A 19,801-nucleotide genomic window follows, 5' to 3' on the forward strand; every position below is an offset into this window, starting at 1 on the left:
TCTTACAAATGTAAAACAGGATTTATATTTAGATCGATTTTGATTCGTTTATTAAACGTTTTTCAAATTGATAACTTCTTGGTCAGTCAAAAAACGCCAGTTACCTCTAGGTAAATTCTTTTTTGTTAAACCTGCAAATGATACACGGTCAATACGTAAAACATCATAATCAAAGTGTTCGAAAATTGCACGAACTACTTTTACATTCGATGAGCGTAATTTAAGGCCTACTTCGCTTTTTGCTTCTTTCTCTATGTAGCTTACTTCTTCAACAAACACACGGTGTCCTTCAAGAACTAAACCTTTGCTGATTTTTTCTAAATCCTCAAATTTCAAGTTTTTATCTAACGAAACCTGATAGATTTTTGATGATTTCTGACTCGGTAAAGTAAATTTACGAATCATATCCGTATCATTAGTAAACAACAACAAACCAGTAGTGTTCTTGTCCATTCTACCAATCGGAGCAATTTTTGAAGTTGTAGAACCACGAACAAGTTCTAATACATTACGAAATTCCTGACCTTCGTCAAGAGCTGTCGTAAAGTTTTTAGGTTTGTTCAATAAGATGTATTCTTTCTTTTCAGGAGTCAAAACAACACCATCAAAATTAATAACATCATTCAATTTTACTAAATAACCCATTTCAGTTACCGGAATACCGTTTACTTTAACGTTTCCAGACTGAATGTATATATCAGCATCACGACGTGAACAAACTCCAGAATTAGAGATGTATTTGTTCAAACGAATTTCGTCTGCAGCTTTTTGTCTTTTTGGAGCCTGATTCTGTTTTTTGATTTTTTCAGCCTTTTCTTCTTCGGCAGCCTTAACAGCAGGTTTCACTTTTTTTGGCCCTTGCGCGCGCTTCGCCATAGGAGGTTTTGGCTTGTTAGAGCTTGGTCTAGAACTATTTGGCCTAGAACCACCTCTTTTATTATTGCCTTCCTTATTGTTCATAAATTCTGTAATTTGTGCAAAGATAGTTTATTCTTGCTAAATAATCCTAAGTTCATTGTCCTTAGATTAATAGCCTTTTATTTTTGGTGTTACTGGAGCCGTACAATTGGCTTTTTTCAGGCAGGTTTCCCGCTTTCGGCTTTATCTTGTTTCATCCCGAAGTTTCAGGACTACAATGATATCGCCTCTATTGGGGCTAGGTTCAAACAATTGGCTTCTTTTATACATTTTGAAAAGAAGTTTTAGCCCAAAGTTTTGCAAAGTTAATGCAGAGATCACAAAACATTAAAATAAAGAAATCTGTGTAATATGCCTAATATGTGGGCTGTTTTCTTAAGACTTTAAAAGCAGATTCTTCCCGTGCCACAAAATACTCGGATTGATCAAAACGATACAGCAAACTCCCGAGACAATTAAAAATTTAAGTACATTATGAAGTAATAAATATTGTTCTTTAGAGTTCGATTTCCATAAATAAATCAGGAAAAATAGTAAAACAGCAAAACAGACATAAAAGTAGATGTCCATATAACCTACATCATAAATGTTGATTAAAACATAAACAGGAACCACTGTTAGTATTGTCAAAGTGGTAATAATTTGCTTAGAAACTGTTTCGTTATAGATGATGGGAATTGTTCTGTAATTATTAGCTAAGTCACCTTTTAGATTCTCTAAATCTTTGATCATCTCCCGAATGAGCAATAGCAAAAACAAGAAAACGGCATGTGCTGAAATTACCATAAAATGGCTCATATGGTCTTCGATTTCTTCGAACGAAACCTTATTGTAGAAATACAGCAAAATTGCGAAAAAAGGTAAAACGGCCAGGAAAGCTGCGGTAAGATTTCCAATAATCGGGTATTTTTTTATTTTGTGAGAGTAAAACCAAATCAGGAAAATATAAGCCGAAAAGAACAAGAATGCACGCCAGGAAACAATCAAAGCCATTAAAGCGGCAATAAAATTTAGCGTAAAATAAACCAAAAGTTTTGTTTTCTGACTTACCAATCTGTCCAACATCGATTTGTTGGGTCTGTTGATTAAGTCTTTTTGGCTGTCATAAAAATTATTAATAATATATCCTGATGCAATAGTAATTGCAGAAGCAAAAACGATTAAAAATAAGTTGAAATCAAGTAAAATGTCAAGGGCTCTTTTCTCTGGAGCTAATATAAAAATAGCAGATAAATATTGTGCCAAAACAATAATAGGAATGTTGTAACCTCTCACTACTGAGAACAAGCTAACAATTTTCATTACTAAAAGTTTATGCTGTCTGCTTAACATTTTTTAAAGTTCGTTTGGGATTTTAATTTAAGGGCTTGTTTTAAAACTTGAATTTGGCTGCGAATGCTAAAGTTTGTTTTTTAGTAACGCGGCTGAACCAAAACCTAATTTCCGAATGCAAGCTAAGGCTTCTTTTTGAGAAATGTCAACTTCTTTGATGTCTTTTTTTTCTACAAAACAAACAGAGCCACTCCATGGGTTTGGTGCAGCCGGAACAAAGACTGAAAAGTTGTTTTCGTTTATTTGCTCTATCAAAAAAGCAAATTGTAATCCTGCATCTGTTGGAACAAGAACGACTTTTAAATTTTCGTTAGATTCTAAACCCATAATATTTTCATTCGTTTTCTTGATGAAAGAATAGCCGGGAACGAAGCTTAATATTCCGTTTTCAAATCTTTGAACGAGTTTTTTTGCATAATCTGTTCTGGCAATTAAACCAGCAGTAATACAAATAATAAATATGATTATTATGGCTGTAATTTCCTCAATAGCCAATCCTAAAATTTTTACTTTAGGGAAATGACTTATGATTGGTAATGTGATTTTCTGGATAATATGATATCCTTTTTCCAGAATGACCAGTAATAAAACCAAGGGGGCTAAAAACAGAATTCCACCTAAAAAAGTTGTTTTGATAATCTTTAAAATACTCTTCATATTAAATAACTTTTAGGGTGATAAATTCTACGAAAGCGTATTCAATAGGCTGGAATTATTTAAAGAAGTTTAAATTTAGAATTGGTAAACAACTTCTAATTTATAATCTTTTAAAGATACTTTAGCACGTTCTAAATCCTCAGTAAATCCAAGAATGTAACCACCTCCGCCAGAACCACAAAGTTTTAAATAATAATCATTTGTATCGATTCCGTTTTGCCAGATTCCGTGAAATTGTTCCGGGATCATTGGCTTAAAGTTGTTTAAAACGACTTTTGATAGTTTTTTAGTATTCGTAAACAATGATTTCATGTCGCCATGTAAAAAGTTTTCTACGCAAGCATCAGTATATTTTACGAATTGATTTTTAAGCATCGCACGGAAACCTTTATCTTTTAGGTTTTCCATAAAAATGTTCACCATTGGAGCAGTTTCACCTACGATTCCTGAATCTAATAAAAAGACAGCACCTTTTCCGTCAAAACTTTGAGTCGGAATACCGGTTGCTTCAATATTGTCTTTAGAGTTAATTAAAATCGGGATACTCAAATAACTGTTTAGAGGATCTAAACCAGAACTTTTTCCATGGAAAAAACTTTCCATTTGAGAAAAAATATTTTTTAGCTGTAACAGTTTTTCACGAGTTAAATTCTCTAAAACCGTTATTTTGTGTGTAGCATATTTGTCATAAATAGCAGCAACAAGGGCACCACTACTACCCACTCCGTATCCTTGTGGGATACTAGAATCGAAATACATTCCGGTTTCGACATCATTTTTTAAACTTGCCAAATCAAAAGTCACCAATTCAGGTTGTTCTGTTTGTAAAGTTTCAAGGTAAGATGCAAAACGTTGTAAACTTGCATTTGATGCAATTGCTTCTGCCGAAGGATCTTCGGTTCTTTTCAATGCACCATTGTAAAAATTATAAGGAATAGAAAGTCCTTTAGAGTCGCGGATGATTCCGTATTCTCCAAAGAGTAATATTTTTGAGTAAAATAATGGTCCTTTCATGTTTATTGTATGTCTTTCTTTATTTTATTTGGGTCTTGTCGTGTGTCAAAAATGGTATGAATTTTAATTTCATTAGAACCAAAACTATACAAGAGACTTGATTGCTTTGTTACAACACATTTTTGATATTTTTTACTTACTGATGATTTAGGGAAAATTTCAGGATTCATACTTATTATTGAAATTGCTTTTTGAAATTTCACTAAAAATATTTCTTTCGATTTCTTAGACCATCTTGCTTCAATAAAATTTAAAACATCATCTAAATTTCTCTCAGCTGTTTTTGAAATATTTACTTTAAGATTCACTACCTGTATTTTTTCATCACATCTTCAAAGCTTTTAAATTCTCCTCTTTCAAATTCTAATTCACTTTGAGCAACATCTTCTTTTTGAATATCAGTCAAATCATCCCACCAATCTTTTTTCTCTTTTCGTAGCAATTTTGCAACAGCCATAATGATTGAAGGATCATTAGTCTCTTTCAACATATTTATCGCTTCGAGTTTTTCTAATTGAATGTCCATAATCAAAATTTTAACTAAAGATACGCAAAATTATAATGCAATTGCACCATCTCCAATTTGGTCGCAAATGTACTGACGATTCTGACAAAATACAACTAATTCGTCCTGAATAAATTGAAGTACTTTATCACTAACATTTTTAGGGTATAAAACGTGAACATTTGCTCCGGCATCAAGCGTAAAACAAACCGGAATTTGTGTCTCATTTCTGAATTTCCAGATTGCATTTATAATCTGCAAAGTATTTGGTTTCATCAAGATAAAATAGGGCATTGAAGTCATCATCATAGCATGCAAAGTCAAAGCTTCGCTTTCGACCACTTTGATAAATTCATCTAAATTTCCATTTTCAAAAATAGCAATCAATTGATCCAGATTTTCATGCGCCTGAGCAAAACGTCTTTCGGCATACGGATGATTGTGCATTAAATCATGTCCAACAGTACTTGAAACTTGTTTTTCGCCTTTGTCAACCAATAAAATAGTATCCTGATAATTCTTGAAATTCTCATGAATAGTATACGGGAATTCAACTCCATATAAATCTGAACTTCCTTCTATGTTTTTTTGATCTCCCCAAGCCACTACACTTCCTTTTACACTTCGGCAAGCGCTTCCAGAACCTAAACGGGCTAAAAACGAAGCTTTTTGATAGAAATAATCCTCTGCCATTTCTGGATTTAGTACTTTTTCTAAACTCATAAAATTCATTGCCAAAGCTGCCATTCCGGATGCGGAAGAAGCAATTCCGGAACTGTGTGGAAACGTATTTTGGGTATCAATCGTAAAATGATAGTCTTTCAAAAAAGGCAAATAGATTTCGATTCTTTCTAGAAACTTCTGAATTTTTGGCTTGAAATCTTCTTTTGGCTTTCCTTCAAAAAGTAAATCAAAAGAAAAATTATTATTTGCCGAAGCATCTTTTTTCTCAAAACGCAATTTCGTGATCGTTTTACAATTGTTAAGCGTAAAACTAACCGATGGATTTGCCGGAATTTGATTGTCTTTTTTCCCCCAATATTTTACTAACGCAATATTGCTGGGTGCGCTCCATTCAAAGTTTCCGTTTTCGATAGTCGAAGTATATTTTTTAGGAATAAAATCAGTTGCTGTAAACATGAATTATAAAATTTTGGCAAAGATAGTTTTTAAATATTTTTACCATATAAGTTATATAAGAAAATGTAAGCAAATCTAAAATGAACTTATATTACTTATATGGTTTAACCTTTCTTTTTAACTATTTTTGGATAAAAATTGAATAGAATGAACAAGATAGTCAAAATCGTCATAGCACTTTTTATTTGTTTAATGGTAGGGTATTCTGCGAGTACTGTAACGAGACCAAGCGTAGAATCTTGGTATCCAACGCTTATAAAACCAATTTTTAACCCGCCTAACTGGATTTTTATGCCGGTTTGGACAATGCTTTATATTTTAATGGCAGTGGCGGCAGGATTGGTTTGGGATAAAATAAAGGAACAAAACCAGGAAGTAAAAGTGGCATTAGGATTCTTTTTAATTCAATTGACATTGAATGCTATTTGGTCGTATATCTTTTTCGGCTTAAAAAACCCGATGTTGGCTTTGATCGAGATTGCACTTTTATGGTTAATGATTTATGAAACGTATTTAAAGTTTACCAAAATCAACAAAACCGCAGGTTATTTATTAATTCCTTATATGGCTTGGGTTGCTTTTGCAGGTATTTTGAATGCCAGTATTTGGTGGTTGAATAAATAGAGTTTTAGGTTTTTTTTGGTTTCAGGTTTCAAGTTTAATCGATACGTTATTATTTTATGAATAAATTCAAGGCTTTCGTTATTGTATTGATTTTAGTATCATTTAAGACTTTTGCTTGTTTGAATGGTGATACTAAAGAACTAAAAAATGGAGTTATAGTTTATGCAGATTATGAAGGACTTGTTCCTCACGGGCACAGTTTTTTTATAGAGAATTTCACAAAATTAATTTCGGAACTTGATCGTTTGTATGAAAAAACGAATAATATAGATTATTTGTCTGATAAAGGATATGTTTTAATCGTTCAAAAAAAGTACGAAGAGGCATTAAAATTATATTTGACTATTGAGCAAATTAAACCCAATCGATATTCTACCGCATCGAATATTGGTACTCTTTATGAGTTAATTGGAGAAAATGAAAAGGCTTATAAATGGATCAAAAAATCAATTCAGATTAATTCGGAATCTCATAGTGGCTCAGAATGGTTGCACTTGAGGATATTAGAAGCGAAGATTAAAAAAATAAAAAATGTTTCAGGAGAGTTTTTAATCAACACCAATTTTGGGGACAGCGTTGTTCCTCAGACAAAATTATCAAAAAAAGAGTTAGCGACATTGAGCAAAGCCGTTTATTATCAGGTAAACGAGCGTATGTCATTTATAAAACCAAAAGACGAAATTATCTCGGTTTTGCTTTTTGAATTGGGAAATATGGTAAGGATTATAGGTGAAAAAGAAAATGCTGTACGAATATATAATCTGTCAAAACAATACGGATTTCAAGATGAGTTAATCAATAGTAGATTAATTTTTTATCATCAAAATGTATTTAAATTCTATGAGAAGGAAAATATTAAATTGTATAATTTGATTGATAAGATAAAAAAAAGTAAACAGGGGGTTGATATTGAACAAGTCAATCAAATGAATACTGCTTTAATAATTTTGTCTATAACTGTTGCAGTCTTATTGATATCCTTGATATTTCTTTATTTTAAATGCAAGAAGTTAAAGGACTATATCATTTTACATGATTTTACTAAATAGATTTTTAACTTTTTATTTTTCTGTTTTTACCTTTTTGAACGCTTCATTTTTAGTATATAAAAAGTCCATTGTAGTTAACACGTTATTGTTTTCCATAAGGTTTTTAGATCTTGGATCGGCGTCGCAGAAATCTAGAAAAAGTTCAACTTCTTCAGGAGGTAATTTTAATTCTTTGGTAAAAAAAGTAGAAGGAATTGATGCTGCGACAAGTTTTCTGAAAACCGTTTCGGATGTTTTCTTTTCCAGTTCTTCTTTTTTATTATTTTTAAATAGATTAAAAACTCCTTTTCCCATTCGGCCAAAATCCATACCATTTGGAATTGTTCCGTCATAAACACCAGTATATTTCTGCAAAGATTGGTTGTCTTTTGCAAACTTTGTTGCGTCCATATCTTGTTGAGAAACTTTAAAAGGGGTGAGTTTCATATTGGTTATTACAACTTCTTTTAATTCTTCGGCTTTGATAACCATATTGATGGTAATATTGCTTTTGTCAATATTTTCCCTGGATATTTTTAATCTTGAAAAATAGTAATCTTGAGCAAAAAACAACAAGCTATCTTTTTCTCTAACCAAAATAGAAAAGTCTCCCATATAATCTGTTGTTGTGCTGGTTTTCGCTGTTTTATTGATAACCTCTACTTTTTTAAGTGGGTAGTTGTTAGATAATACTTTTCCGTGAAGTAATTTTTCTGTTTGGGAAATTGAAAACTGGTAGGTTAACAAAGAAATTGTGGTAAGCAGTTGTATTTTCATTTAATGGTATTTAGCTGAGCGTAAAATTATTAGAATTGTCTTAACGAAAACTTAGCGAATGTGTAAATTCTTGTTAATTCGAATTTTTGTAGTTTCAGTCACAGTCGCAGTTTCAGACTGTGACTTAAACTGCGACTGATTACTTTTTTACAATATTTCGATTAAATCCAAAGGTGTGTTCAATACCACTTTGGCGCCAGTTGCTATCAACTCGTCTTTTGTTCTATATCCCCAGGAAACACCCACAGCAAACATATTGGCATTAATTGCGGTTTGCATATCAATATCAGAATCTCCTACAAAGAGTATTTCTTCTGTTTTCAGGTTCCATTTTTTACTGATTTCTAAAGCTTCAAACGGATTTGGTTTTTTAAGTGCTTCTGTACTTAAACCAATGGCAGCGTCAAAATAATCAGGGAATATTTCTGCCGCTATTTTTTTGGTAAGTTCATCGGCTTTGTTGGAAAAGACAGCTAGTTTGATGTTTCTTGAGACTAACTGATCTAATAATTCGACAATGCCTTCGTACGGTTTTGTTTTTAAGGTGCAAATTTCACGATATTTTGTAATCATGCAATCAAAGCATGTTTCAATTTGTTCCTCAGAATTTTTTGATGTCGGTAAAGCTTTACTGACCAAATTCCGTAAACCACTGCCTATAAAATATTGATAAGTGTCGTAAGTATGAGTAGGGTAGTTTAGACTTGTAAGTACGGTATTCATAGCATCTGAAATGTCTTCTAATGAATTGACTAACGTTCCGTCTAAATCAAAAATAATTCCTTTAAATTTCATTGTATTAAATATTGTTTGCCAAAATAAACCCGCTTGTCCAGGCATTCTGAAAATTAAAACCTCCTGTTATGGCATCGATATTGACGATTTCACCAGCAAAATAAAGGTTCTGATGCAATTTGCTTTCCATGGTTTTGAAGTTGATTTCTTTTAAATCGATTCCGCCGGCGGTTACAAATTCTTCTTTAAAAGTACTTTTTCCGTTGACCTGAAATGTTGCTTTTGTAAGTTGAGCAGCTAAGTTTTGCAATTGAGTTTTAGATAAATCTGCCCATTTCGTTTCGGCTTCAATTCCGGATGCCAGAACTAAACTTTCCCATAAACGATTCGGGAAATCGAAAGGAGATTTTTTAGAAACGGCTTTTTTAGCGTGTTCCTGTTTTAAGTCTTTCAGGATTTTTTCAGCATCTTCGGTATCGACATCGTTTAGCCAATTGACATAAATGGTAAACTGATAATTTTTATCAAATAAAGTTCTTGCGCCCCAAGCTGAAAGTTTTAAAATAGCAGGGCCGCTCATTCCCCAATGTGTTATTAATAGAGGTCCTGTTGATTCGAGTTTGGTATCTTTTACGTTTACGGTAACTTGTGCCGCAACGCCGGGTAATTCTTTTATACGGGAATCTTTTATGTTGAAAGTAAATAGGGAAGGAACAGGACTTACAATTGCGTGTCCTTGTGTTTGCAGCATTTCCCAAATTTTAGGATTACTTCCTGTAGCCAGAACTAATTTTTCGGTAGCATAGTTTTCATCCTGAGTATCAATTTTCCAATGATTATCAGCCTTAAAAATCGATTGTACGCTTTGTCCCGTCAATACTTTTATGCCTAATTTTCCGGTTGCTTCAAGGAAACAATCAATAATGGTTTGTGAGGAGTTAGAGACCGGAAACATTCTTCCGTCATCTTCAATTTTCAATTCAACACCATGTTTTTCGAACCATTCGATCGTATCTCCTGAACAAAATTGGTGGAAAGGCCCGCGAAGCTCTTTTTCGCCACGCGGATAAAATTTGACCAATTCATTTGGTTCAAAACACGCGTGTGTTACGTTGCATCTTCCGCCACCGGAAACACGAACTTTAGAAAGAACTTCTTTTCCTCTTTCTAAAATGGCAATTTTCAGTTTCGGATTTTTCTCTGCAATATTAATCGCTGTAAAAAAACCTGCAGCGCCTCCGCCAACAATGATTATATCGAAATTTTTGATCATATTTATTTAGGTTGCCACGAATTACACGAATTGGCACGAATTTTAAATTTTGGTTTGTATTTTTTTGCCACAGATTACACAGATTAAAAGGATTTTTAAAATCTGTGTAAATCCTTTAATCTGTGGCTAAAATTTTAAACTTTATAGTTTATCCGGAAAATCACTGATAATTCCGTCTACGTTGTAACTTTTTATTTTTTTAATGTCCTTTTCGTCGTCTACTGTCCAGGGGAAAACGAGAAACCCTTTTTCTTGTATCAGTTTTACTTTTTCAGAACTCAATAACTGAAAATCGGGATTAATGGCGAATGCTTTTATCAATTCGGCGAAAGCCAGAGCTTTGTCCAGATCTTCTTCTGTTAAAACTCCAATGAGAATATTTGAATTTAGATTTGATGTTTCTTGCAGTAAATCCCACTCGAAACTTGAAACGATGAAATCTTTATAATTCCAGTTTTTCTCTGCAATATATTCTTCAATTAATGCAACAACTTTACCCGCAGTTCCTAAACCTTTTAGTTCGATATTAATGAGGCATTTTTTGTCTACCAAATCAAAAACTTCTTTTAAAGTTGGTATTTGATATTTGCCATCAATCAAAAACGTCTTTAATTCAGCTAAAGAAAAAGCATTTACAAAACCTTTGCCGTTGGTCGTTCTGTCGATTGTTTCGTCGTGAATGACTATAATATGTCCATCAGAACTAAGGTGAACATCTAGTTCGATTCCGTCAGCATTTAAGTCTAATGCTTTTTGAAAAGACTTTAGCGTATTCTCAGGTTCGTATCCTTTTGCACCGCGATGCGCTATTTTTAGCATGTATGGAGAGTTTAACCGCAAAGGTCGCAAAGTTTTACGCAAAGTGCGTTAAGGATTGGATAAAAAGTTAGCCACAGATTATAGGATTAAAAATGATTTTGTTTCACGCAGATTTTAAAATGATTTTAGCAAATCCGAGCTGATAATCTTTATAATTTAAATCTGCTTAAATCTTTTAAAATCTGCGTGAAACAATTTTGGGACTTTGTAACTGCTTTATATTATCTGAGTTCCAATAAAACAAGTCCAAATTCAGAATGTACAAAAGCTTTTCCGTCCTGAACTTCTATTTCTTGTCCTGAAAAAGAATCTTTTAGTTTGGTTCCATCCTTAAAAATAGAATCAACAGGAAGTTCTTTAACACCAATTCCTAAATCTAAACCTATTACAACTTGGTCCGTATAATTACCATTAGTATAGCTTCTAGAAAATATATACGGTTTTGCCGAAATCATATTATGTATTCCTGCGCCAATTGCTGGATGATTTCTACGAAATTGCCCAAGTTTTTGCCAATGCCAAAGTATTTTTTGTGTTTCTTCGTTCGACTGAATATCTTCCCAATTCATTAAAGATCGTAACGTAGCATCGCCTTCTGTACCTTCGATAACTAGGGAACGACCTGATTCATCACCATAATATACCTGAGAGATTCCGGGAGAAAGCAATAATTTAGTTCCTGATTCATATGTTCGGTTGCGATGTGCATCAAAAGGATCAGGATCATCGTGCGAGGATACGTAATTAAGAACACTGTAACCTTTTAATTCATTATGAAGTTTCTCAGAATATTTAGAGAATATAACTTCATAATCGTTTTGTGTATCTCGTTTAAATTCAAAATTGATCATACAATTAAAACCATGTTGGAAATAATTTACTTTTCGATCTCCAAAATCATAGTCCTGTCCATTGCTTATCTCATAACCGTATACTTCGGCAATGGTATAGAAAGGGTTTTGGTCTAATATTTCTGAGGGATGGTTTTTTTTCCAGGTTTCAAAAGCATAGTCACATTGTTTTCTAAAATCGATCCAGACAATTTCTTCTGTATGTTTTACAGTATCTGCCCTGTAACCGTCAATCCCGAATTCGAGAATATAATCGGTTAACCATTTTATGATGTAATATTTTGGACTTCTGGGATAATTGGTCCTTTTGAAAAACTCCTCTAATGAAGCAATTTCTTTATCATAACGACCTTCGTTTTTCCATTTTTCGAGTAGAAAAGTTGGCAATTCCACATTCTGAGTGCTTTCGGTTCGTACATCCGGCAGATTATCTACCAAAGTGCACATTGTAGTATTTGCGAATGATTTATAGTCACAAACGACTCCTGTTCTTACCCAGTCTTCTGGCCAGATAGGATCTTCAGGAGTTACGGGACCGGTATGATTGATAACGCCGTCAAGCATAATTCTGATACCTTTTGCATGCGCTTTTTTGACCAGATTAGCTAAATCTTCTCTGGTCCCAAAATTTGGATCTAATGCTGTCCAGTCTCTTGCCCAATAGCCATGATAACCATAACTAAGTCCGGTTCCTTCGTCGACACCACCGTGAATTTGTTCTACAATCGGTGTAAGCCAGATGACATTTATGCCTAATTTATCGAAATAACCTTCGTCAATTTTTTTAATAATTCCGATGATATCTCCGCCTTCAAAGCCACGTAATTTTCCCGGATTTTGGGTTCGGTTGAAGTTTAAATCGTTAGAAGTATCTCCGTTATAAAAGCGATCGGTAAGTAAAAAATAAATAGTTGCTCCTTCCCAAACGAAAGGTGTTTTTGAAGTATTGTCGTTATTCATTGAAATTGATTTTGAACATTATTGTAGAGACGCACAATAGTGTATTTCTAAATAAAGAATATTAAAGATAAATAAAGGAAAATGGAGTTCCTTGTTTATTTTAAATTTAACAGAGATTTATAAAAAAAAATCCGCTAGGAATTCACGAATTTCTATTCTTCATAAGAGATTAAATATAATTCGTGAATTCGTAGCGGAAACTTTGTCTTAAATTTTAAACACATAGAGACATAGATTTTATTCCTTTTGAAGAGGTGAAAATAAATGATAAATCATTTACACATACCTATGGCATAAAAAAAATCCGCCACGTATTTACGAATTATTGTTTAATAAAATTCGTGAATTCGTAGCGGAAACTTTGTCTTAAATTTCAAACACATAGAGACATAGATTTTATTCCTTATAAAAAGATTAAAAATAAATGACTAGTCATTTACACATAGCTATGTTTGTTAATGCAAGTGAAACGCCTTTTACTGCACTAAGAAAAGCTATGTTTCTATGTGTTTTATAAAAAAATTATTCCAATTCTAAAACAATTGCCGATTTTGGCTCTAAAGTAATTTCAGAAGCCAGATCGAATGTTTTACCGGTTAGGATATCTTTTCCTGATTTAAAGTTTTTGATGTTTTCTTTAAAACGATTTGTTTTGATGGTTTGTGCTGTAGCATTGTTATTAAAAACCACCATTACCGTTTTAGCATCGGTATATCTGAAATAAACATAAGTGTTGTTTTCCGGAATGTAATGTGTCATTTTTCCAAAATGAACTGCTTCATTCGATTTTCTCCAGTTGAATAATTTTGATGTAAAATCGAAGTATTTAGCTTGTTCCGGAGTTCTTCCTGCTGCAGTTAGAGCGTTGTTTTTATCGCCAGCCCATCCGCCAGGAAAATCTTGTCTTATATCAGCGTCGCCTTTGCTTTTGTCTCCGCCCATTCCAATTTCTGAACCATAATACAATTGTGGGATTCCACGAACGGTTGCCAATAAAGTCATTGCCAGTTTGTATTTTGGAAAATCGTATTTAAACTTATCATTCATACGATCTGTGTCGTGATTTTCGGCAAAAACCAAAATATTATTCGTGTTTGGATACAAATAATCCATTGCAAAATTATTGTAGAATTTAATCAGTCCATTGTCCCAGCTTGGTTCGTCTTCGTTGAAAGCAGAGGTAACCTGACTTTGAAGCGTAAAATCCATTACACTTGGTAAATTCGAATTATAGTTTTCGATTGCACCAATTTTACTGTCTTTTTGCCAATAGGCTAAATTCGCCTGATTGTGCATCCAGATTTCTCCAACAATATTGAAGTTTGGATATTCATTAGTAATTGCTTTTGCCCAATTTGCCATTGCAGCAGGATCAGAATAATTATAAGTATCTACCCTGAATCCATCAAGATCTGCATATTCAATCCACCAGATGGCATTTTGAGTTAAGTATTTTGCTACTAGAGGATTTCTTAAGTTAAGATCCGGCATAGAAGGAACAAACCATCCATCGATACAAATTTCCTGATCTATTTTTGAAGCATGAATATCTGTAATTACTTCACGACGGTGATGTGTTTGTGTAAAGGTTTCAAACTGATTAAACCATGTTTTTGTTGGCATGTCTTTGATCATCCAGTGTGTGATTCCCCAGTGGTTGGTCACATAATCCATAACCAGTTTCATGTCTTTTTTATGCATTTCGGCAGCAAGACGCACGTAGTCTTCATTGGTTCCGTAACGAGGATCTATTTTGTAAACATCAGATTGGCCGTAAGTATGATACGAATGTTGTTTGTCATTGTCTTCTAATAAAGGCGTGTTCCAAATTGTGGTTGCACCCAATGAAGAAATATAATCTAAGTTTTTGATAATTCCTTCGATATCTCCACCGTGACGACCGCTTGGGTCCTGACGATTTCCTTTTTCTGTTAAAGCTGCATTGCTGTCATTTTTAGGATTTCCGTTAACAAAACGATCCGGCATGATCAGGTACATCATATCTGATGCATCGTAACTTTTTCTGTTTGCTGAATTTGCTCTTCTTTCTTTAAGCGAATATTTTTGAGTAAAAGCAACTTTGTTTTTGGTTTTGAAAGAGAAAAGCAATTCAGATGCTTTTAGGTTTTGCGTATCTATTGTAACGAACAGATAGTTTGGATTTTCTGTTTTTTCTACATTTTTAATCACCACATTGTTCGAAACCGAAGTTTCGTATTGTGCAATGTTTTTTCCGTAGAACATAATTTGTAGTTCCGGATTTTGCATTCCTGCGTACCAAAATGGTGGTTCTGTTTTCTGGATTTGCGCTTTCGCGGAAGCAGAAAATAACAAGACCATTAAGATTATTTTATAGAGGAAATGGGTTGTTTGAATTCTTGTTTTTTGGATCTTCATAATCTAATGTGTATTAAATACCTAACAGGTTTGAAAAATCTGTTAGGATATTGTGAGGTTTCCTAACAGGTCTCCAAGACCTGTCAGGTATTATTTAAATCTTAAAAAAAAGACAAGTAATCTTGGGGAAAATCACTTGTCTTTGAAAAAATTATTTGGTTTCGATTATGCTAATAGCATAACCTCCGCCCGGAGCAGACAACTGCGATAATTTTGATTTGTTTGTTACAGCAATTTTCTTGATGGTATAAGCCTGCGGATTTGTTTTGTAATGCGCATCTTTTGCATCAGCATAAATTGTTGCCGTATATTTTTTACCTTTTTCAAGGAAACTGAAATCAATATTTGATGTACGTGGAGTTTCTCCGTTTACATTTCCTACGAACCAATTGTTTGTTCCTTTTGCTTTACGTGCAACAGTAACATAATCTCCAGGTTCAGCTTCGATATATTTACTTTCAGACCAATCGATAGCCACATCTTTAATGAATTGGAAAGCATCCGGGAAACGGTTGTAGTTCTCAGGAGTATCAGCTGCCATTTGCAATGGGCTGTACATGGTAACGTATAATGCCAATTGATTTGCAATGGTACTGTTTACATGCGATTTGTTATCAGGATTCATTTTGCTGATATCCATTTCGAAGATTCCAGGTGTGTAATCCATTGGACCTCCAATTAAACGTGTAAAAGGTAAAACCGTTACGTGATTTGGTTTAGAACCTCCAAAAGCCTGGTATTCTGTTCCTCTTGCAGATTCATTTCCAATTAGGTTAGGATATGTTCTTGCAATTCCTGTTGGACGAACTGCTTCGTGAGCATTCACCATAATTTTATAATCAGCTGCTTTTTCGATTGCATATTGATAGTGGTTTACAATCCATTGATCGTAATGGTTTTCACCGCGAGGCAAAATATCACCAACATATCCGCTTTTTACAGCATCGTATCCGTTGTCTTTCATGAATTGGTAAGCTTTGTCCATGTGACGCTCGTAATTACGAACAGAACCTGAAGTTTCATGGTGCATCATGATTTTTACACCTTTTGATTTAGCATATTCGTGTAAACCTTTTACATCAAAATCAGGATAAGGAGTTACGAAATCAAAAACATAATCTTTTGAATGACCAAACCAGTCTTCCCAACCTTCGTTCCAACCTTCAACTAAAACAGCGTCGAAACCATTTGCAGCAGCAAAATCAATGTATTTTTTTACGTTAGCATTATTTGCTCCGTGAGTTCCGCTTGGTTTTGCTTTTGCGTAATCAGAAACACCCAATTGTACCGTTGGGAAATCGTTTGTGTATGACCAAGAGCTTTTTCCTGTAATCATTTCCCACCAAACACCAATGTATTTTACTGGTTTAATCCAAGACGTATTATCGATTTTCGATGGATCGTTTAAGTTATAAGTCATTTTAGAAGCTAAGATTTCTCTTGCATCATCGCTCACCATAATAGTTCTCCAAGGCGAGTGACTTGGTGCTTGCATATAACCTTTATCTCCTTTTGCATCCGGTGTTAACCAAGATTCGAAAATCATGTTTTTGTCATCAAGATTTAGGTGCATACAAGAATAATTGATCAAAGCTGCTTCGTGCAAGTTGATGTACAAACCATCGTTTGTTTTCATCATAAGTGCAGTCTGAACTCCTGTTGGAGAAAAGTTTTTTTGCGAAACATTAGCTGTATATGCTTTTTCAGATAAACCTCTGATTTCAGATAATTTAGATTTTGTATAATCGTATTCCTGAGTGTCATAATCTCCCGGAATCCAAAATGCTGTGTGGTCGCCCGCCATTGCAAATTGAGATCTCTCTTCTTTGATTACGAAATAGGTAAGGTTTTTTTGAGTTGGAAATTCATATCTAAATCCTAGTCCGTCATCAAATAAACGGAAACGAATTATGATTTGTCTTTCAGTTCCTTTTTGATTAAGAGTAACTGCCAATTCATTATAATGATTTCTAATTTTATCTACTTCTCCCCAAACCGGTTTCCAGGTTTCATCAAAAGTCGAAGTTTTAGTATCGACAACCGTAAAGTCATTCAATAAAGATTTTTTATCATCTTTAAGTTCAAGACCTAATTTACTGGTTTTGATAACCTCTTTATTTTTATATTTCAGATTATAAGTTGGAGTTCCGTCGTTTTGAAGCGAAAATTCCATTACGAACTTGCCTTCGGGTGATTTTAATTGTTGTGCTTCAGCAATCGAGCTAAAAGCAAACAAGATTAAACTTGCGAAAAATAAGTTTTTCATGTTTTTTAGTTTTTAGAGTATTGTAATTTAATTAATTTGTACAAATTTACTTGCAATTACCGGATTTCCGTTCACTACAATTGTTAAATCCTGATCACCATCTACCGTAAAAGTAGTTTCATCGTGATTTACAGATACTTTTAGAATTTGATTTCTAAAGTTTATTTTAAAAGAGTAACCTTTCCATTCTTTCGGAATTTTTGGAGAAAAATGCAATTGATCATTTTTAACTCTCATTCCGCCAAAACCTTCAACAATACTCATCCATGTTCCTGCCATTGAGGTAATATGACAACCTTCTTCAACTTCTTTGTTGTAATCATCAAGATCAAGACGAGAAGTTCTTAAATAAAAGGTGTAAGCCATATCCATTTTGTCTAAATGTGCTGCCTGAATAGAGTGTACGCAAGGCGAAAGTGAACTTTCATGAACCGTAAAGGATTCATAGAATTCGAAATTGCGTTTCAATTCTTCTTTAGAAAAATGATCTTCGAAGAAATAAAAACACTGTAAGACATCGGCTTGTTTGATGTAAGGCGAACGTAAAACACGATCCCAAGACCATTTCTGGTTGATCGGGCGTTGAGATTTATCTAAATCTTTTACCGGAACTAAATCTTTGTCTAAGAAACCATCTTGTTGTAAATAAACCCCCAATTCTTCTGATTTTGGGAAGTACATATTGTCAGCTACTTTTTTCCATGCCTGAATTTCAGCTGCTGCAAGATTTACTTTTTCTAAGATACGTTTGTGATCTGCAGGATATTCTGCCGCTACTTTTTTAATTTGTTCTTCAGTATAATCAATACACCATTTTGCAATATAATTGGTGTAGAAATTATTATTGATATTATTCTCGTATTCATTAGGACCTGTAACTCCAAGAATAACATATTGATTTTTGTCTTTAGAGAAAGAAGCTCTTTGGTGCCAGAAACGCGCAATACCAATTAAAACTTCCAGTCCTTTTTCAGGAATATAAGAGTAATCTCCGGTGAAACGATTGTAGTTGAAAATAGCAAAAGCAATCGCACCATTTCTGTGAATTTCTTCATGGGTGATTTCCCATTCGTTATGGCATTCTTCACCATTCATCGTAACCATTGGGTACAATGCTGCTCCGTCTTTGAAACCTAAATTGTTTTGGGCATTTTCGATCGCTTTATCCAATTGATTAAAACGATAAGTCAATAAGTTTCTCGCAACTTGCTGATCTTTGGTTGCCATGTAAAAAGGAATACAATATGCCTCAGTATCCCAATAAGTAGATCCGCCGTATTTTTCTCCGGTGAAACCTTTTGGCCCGATGTTCAAACGTGAATCTTTTCCTAAATAGGTTTGGTTCAATTGAAAAATATTAAAGCGAATTCCCTGTTGTGCTTTTACATCTCCATCAATTGTAATGTCTGACATTTCCCAAATTTTAGCCCAAGCATCAATTTGGTTTTGAAGTAAAGTATTGTATCCTAAATTAAGGGCCGTTTTAATGCATTTTTCGGCTGCAGCCAAAGTATTATCGTGGTTTAGAGAAACCGTATATCCACCAATTTTCTGGATAGATGAGGTTTGCCCTTTTGCGATAATAGTGCCGTAAGTAAACTGAACTTTATCAGCTGTTGAATCGATTGTAGAAGGAGAAATATTTACATTTTCGCCATTTGCCAGAATCGTATTGTGCATAAAAGTAGTTACTTTAAAATGCGTTTTAAAAGTCTGTGCAGTAACAAAAGCTTCGTTTGTTCCTTTTTTTACTTCAAGAGGTTCCCAGAATTTTTCTTCCCAGTTGGCATCTTCATTGGTAACTCCGGCATCAACATAAGGTCTGTAAACAATTTTTGCATCTTTGTTTAAAGGTGTAATTTCATATTTGATAATTCCCACTTCATCCAGATCCAAAGAAAGAAAACGACGAATGTTTACGGCAATTTCAGTTCCGTTTTTTAGCGTTGCTTCAAAAGAACGATTGTACCATCCTTCTTTCATGTTCAACTCTCTGCGGAAGTTTCTAACTTCAGTACACGTATTTAAATCAAGATTTTCTTCATTGATTTCAACGTCGATTCCAATCCAGTTTGGAGCGTTTAATACTTTTGCAAAATATTTTGGATATCCGTTTTTCCACCATCCCACTTTGGTTTTATCCGGATAATAAATTCCGGCAATATAACTTCCCTGAAAAGTTTCGCCAGAATATGTTTCTTCAAAATTGGCGCGTTGTCCCATAGCACCGTTCCCGATACTAAAAAGACTTTCAGACGACTTTACGCTGCTGGCATCAAATCCTTCTTCAATGATGGACCAGTTGTCTGGTTTTATATAATCTTGATTCATTTTTTTCTTTAATTAGATAGTTGGGCGATTAGAGAATTAGAAAATGTGTCAATTAGATAATTATTTGATTGACGTTTCTAATTTGATCTTTAATTGCTGATTGTTTTACTGTTTTGATTGATGATTTGTAATGATTTATTCATTTGTTTCAATTTGATAATCATTTATTTTCTA

17 protein-coding genes are annotated in these 19,801 nt (G+C 33.8%); 2 read left to right on the forward strand and 15 right to left on the reverse strand.

Features of this window, described 5'->3' with window-relative positions; all coding sequences use genetic code 11:
* Positions 1-51: 51 nt before the first annotated feature.
* The 7 genes from QLQ94_RS07005 to QLQ94_RS07035 all read right to left on the reverse strand — a co-directional run bounded on the left by QLQ94_RS07005 (position 52) and on the right by QLQ94_RS07035 (position 5,566).
* On the reverse strand, positions 52-960 hold the full coding sequence (locus QLQ94_RS07005) for a pseudouridine synthase (protein WP_271336324.1): 909 nt from the start codon (positions 958-960) through the stop codon (positions 52-54).
* 333 nt (positions 961-1,293) lie between these two features.
* Positions 1,294-2,250 carry a geranylgeranylglycerol-phosphate geranylgeranyltransferase gene (locus QLQ94_RS07010; protein WP_271336325.1) on the reverse strand — a complete coding sequence of 319 codons (957 nt, stop codon included), beginning with the start codon at positions 2,248-2,250 and terminating at the stop codon, positions 1,294-1,296.
* A gap of 66 nt (positions 2,251-2,316) precedes the next feature.
* On the reverse strand, positions 2,317-2,907 hold the full coding sequence (locus QLQ94_RS07015) for a DUF502 domain-containing protein (RefSeq protein WP_482499422.1): 591 nt from the start codon (positions 2,905-2,907) through the stop codon (positions 2,317-2,319).
* 75 nt (positions 2,908-2,982) lie between these two features.
* On the reverse strand, positions 2,983-3,921 hold the full coding sequence (locus QLQ94_RS07020; RefSeq protein WP_271336327.1) for a mevalonate kinase family protein: 939 nt from the start codon (positions 3,919-3,921) through the stop codon (positions 2,983-2,985).
* Between the two features lie 2 nt (positions 3,922-3,923).
* Positions 3,924-4,229, reverse strand: coding sequence for a type II toxin-antitoxin system RelE/ParE family toxin (locus QLQ94_RS07025; RefSeq protein WP_427402082.1), 306 nt, complete (start codon positions 4,227-4,229; stop codon positions 3,924-3,926).
* Positions 4,229-4,447: a hypothetical protein gene (locus QLQ94_RS07030; RefSeq protein ID WP_271336328.1), complete on the reverse strand. Its 219-nt coding sequence runs from the start codon at positions 4,445-4,447 to the stop codon at positions 4,229-4,231. Before QLQ94_RS07030 ends, QLQ94_RS07025 begins: the two co-directional genes overlap by 1 nt.
* Before the next feature lie 30 nt (positions 4,448-4,477).
* Complete coding sequence (locus QLQ94_RS07035) at positions 4,478-5,566, reverse strand: diphosphomevalonate decarboxylase (protein ID WP_271336329.1); 1,089 nt, start codon at positions 5,564-5,566, stop codon at positions 4,478-4,480.
* A gap of 147 nt (positions 5,567-5,713) precedes the next feature.
* Between QLQ94_RS07035 and QLQ94_RS07040 the strand changes: the two genes are divergently transcribed.
* Complete coding sequence (locus QLQ94_RS07040) at positions 5,714-6,190, forward strand: TspO/MBR family protein (RefSeq protein ID WP_271336330.1); 477 nt, start codon at positions 5,714-5,716, stop codon at positions 6,188-6,190.
* Positions 6,191-6,246: 56 nt separating this feature from the next.
* Positions 6,247-7,239, forward strand: coding sequence for a tetratricopeptide repeat protein (locus tag QLQ94_RS07045; protein ID WP_271336331.1), 993 nt, complete (start codon positions 6,247-6,249; stop codon positions 7,237-7,239).
* A 12-nt stretch (positions 7,240-7,251) separates the two neighbouring features.
* On the opposite strand, the gene QLQ94_RS07050 is transcribed toward QLQ94_RS07045, so the two are convergent.
* The 8 genes from QLQ94_RS07050 to QLQ94_RS07085 all read right to left on the reverse strand — a co-directional run bounded on the left by QLQ94_RS07050 (position 7,252) and on the right by QLQ94_RS07085 (position 19,627).
* Entirely contained in the window at positions 7,252-7,995 is a 744-nt protein-coding gene (locus tag QLQ94_RS07050) for a hypothetical protein (RefSeq protein ID WP_271336332.1), read from the reverse strand.
* A gap of 147 nt (positions 7,996-8,142) precedes the next feature.
* Positions 8,143-8,790, reverse strand: coding sequence for an HAD family hydrolase (locus QLQ94_RS07055; protein WP_271336333.1), 648 nt, complete (start codon positions 8,788-8,790; stop codon positions 8,143-8,145).
* 4 nt (positions 8,791-8,794) lie between these two features.
* Positions 8,795-10,003 (reverse strand): BaiN/RdsA family NAD(P)/FAD-dependent oxidoreductase, encoded by a 1,209-nt coding sequence (locus QLQ94_RS07060; protein ID WP_271336334.1) that lies wholly within the window; start codon positions 10,001-10,003, stop codon positions 8,795-8,797.
* A gap of 141 nt (positions 10,004-10,144) precedes the next feature.
* Positions 10,145-10,822 (reverse strand): glycerophosphodiester phosphodiesterase, encoded by a 678-nt coding sequence (locus QLQ94_RS07065; RefSeq protein ID WP_271336335.1) that lies wholly within the window; start codon positions 10,820-10,822, stop codon positions 10,145-10,147.
* A gap of 221 nt (positions 10,823-11,043) precedes the next feature.
* On the reverse strand, positions 11,044-12,633 hold the full coding sequence (locus QLQ94_RS07070) for an alpha-amylase family glycosyl hydrolase (RefSeq protein ID WP_482499425.1): 1,590 nt from the start codon (positions 12,631-12,633) through the stop codon (positions 11,044-11,046).
* A gap of 522 nt (positions 12,634-13,155) precedes the next feature.
* Positions 13,156-15,030 carry a glycoside hydrolase family 13 protein gene (locus QLQ94_RS07075; protein ID WP_482499427.1) on the reverse strand — a complete coding sequence of 625 codons (1,875 nt, stop codon included), beginning with the start codon at positions 15,028-15,030 and terminating at the stop codon, positions 13,156-13,158.
* A 151-nt stretch (positions 15,031-15,181) separates the two neighbouring features.
* Complete coding sequence (locus QLQ94_RS07080; protein WP_427402079.1) at positions 15,182-17,296, reverse strand: glycoside hydrolase family 97 protein; 2,115 nt, start codon at positions 17,294-17,296, stop codon at positions 15,182-15,184.
* 27 nt (positions 17,297-17,323) lie between these two features.
* Entirely contained in the window at positions 17,324-19,627 is a 2,304-nt protein-coding gene (locus QLQ94_RS07085; RefSeq protein WP_427402078.1) for a glycoside hydrolase family 65 protein, read from the reverse strand.
* Positions 19,628-19,801: the final 174 nt, after the last annotated feature.

The sequence above is a fragment of the Flavobacterium sp. B114r genome (assembly GCF_056824125.1).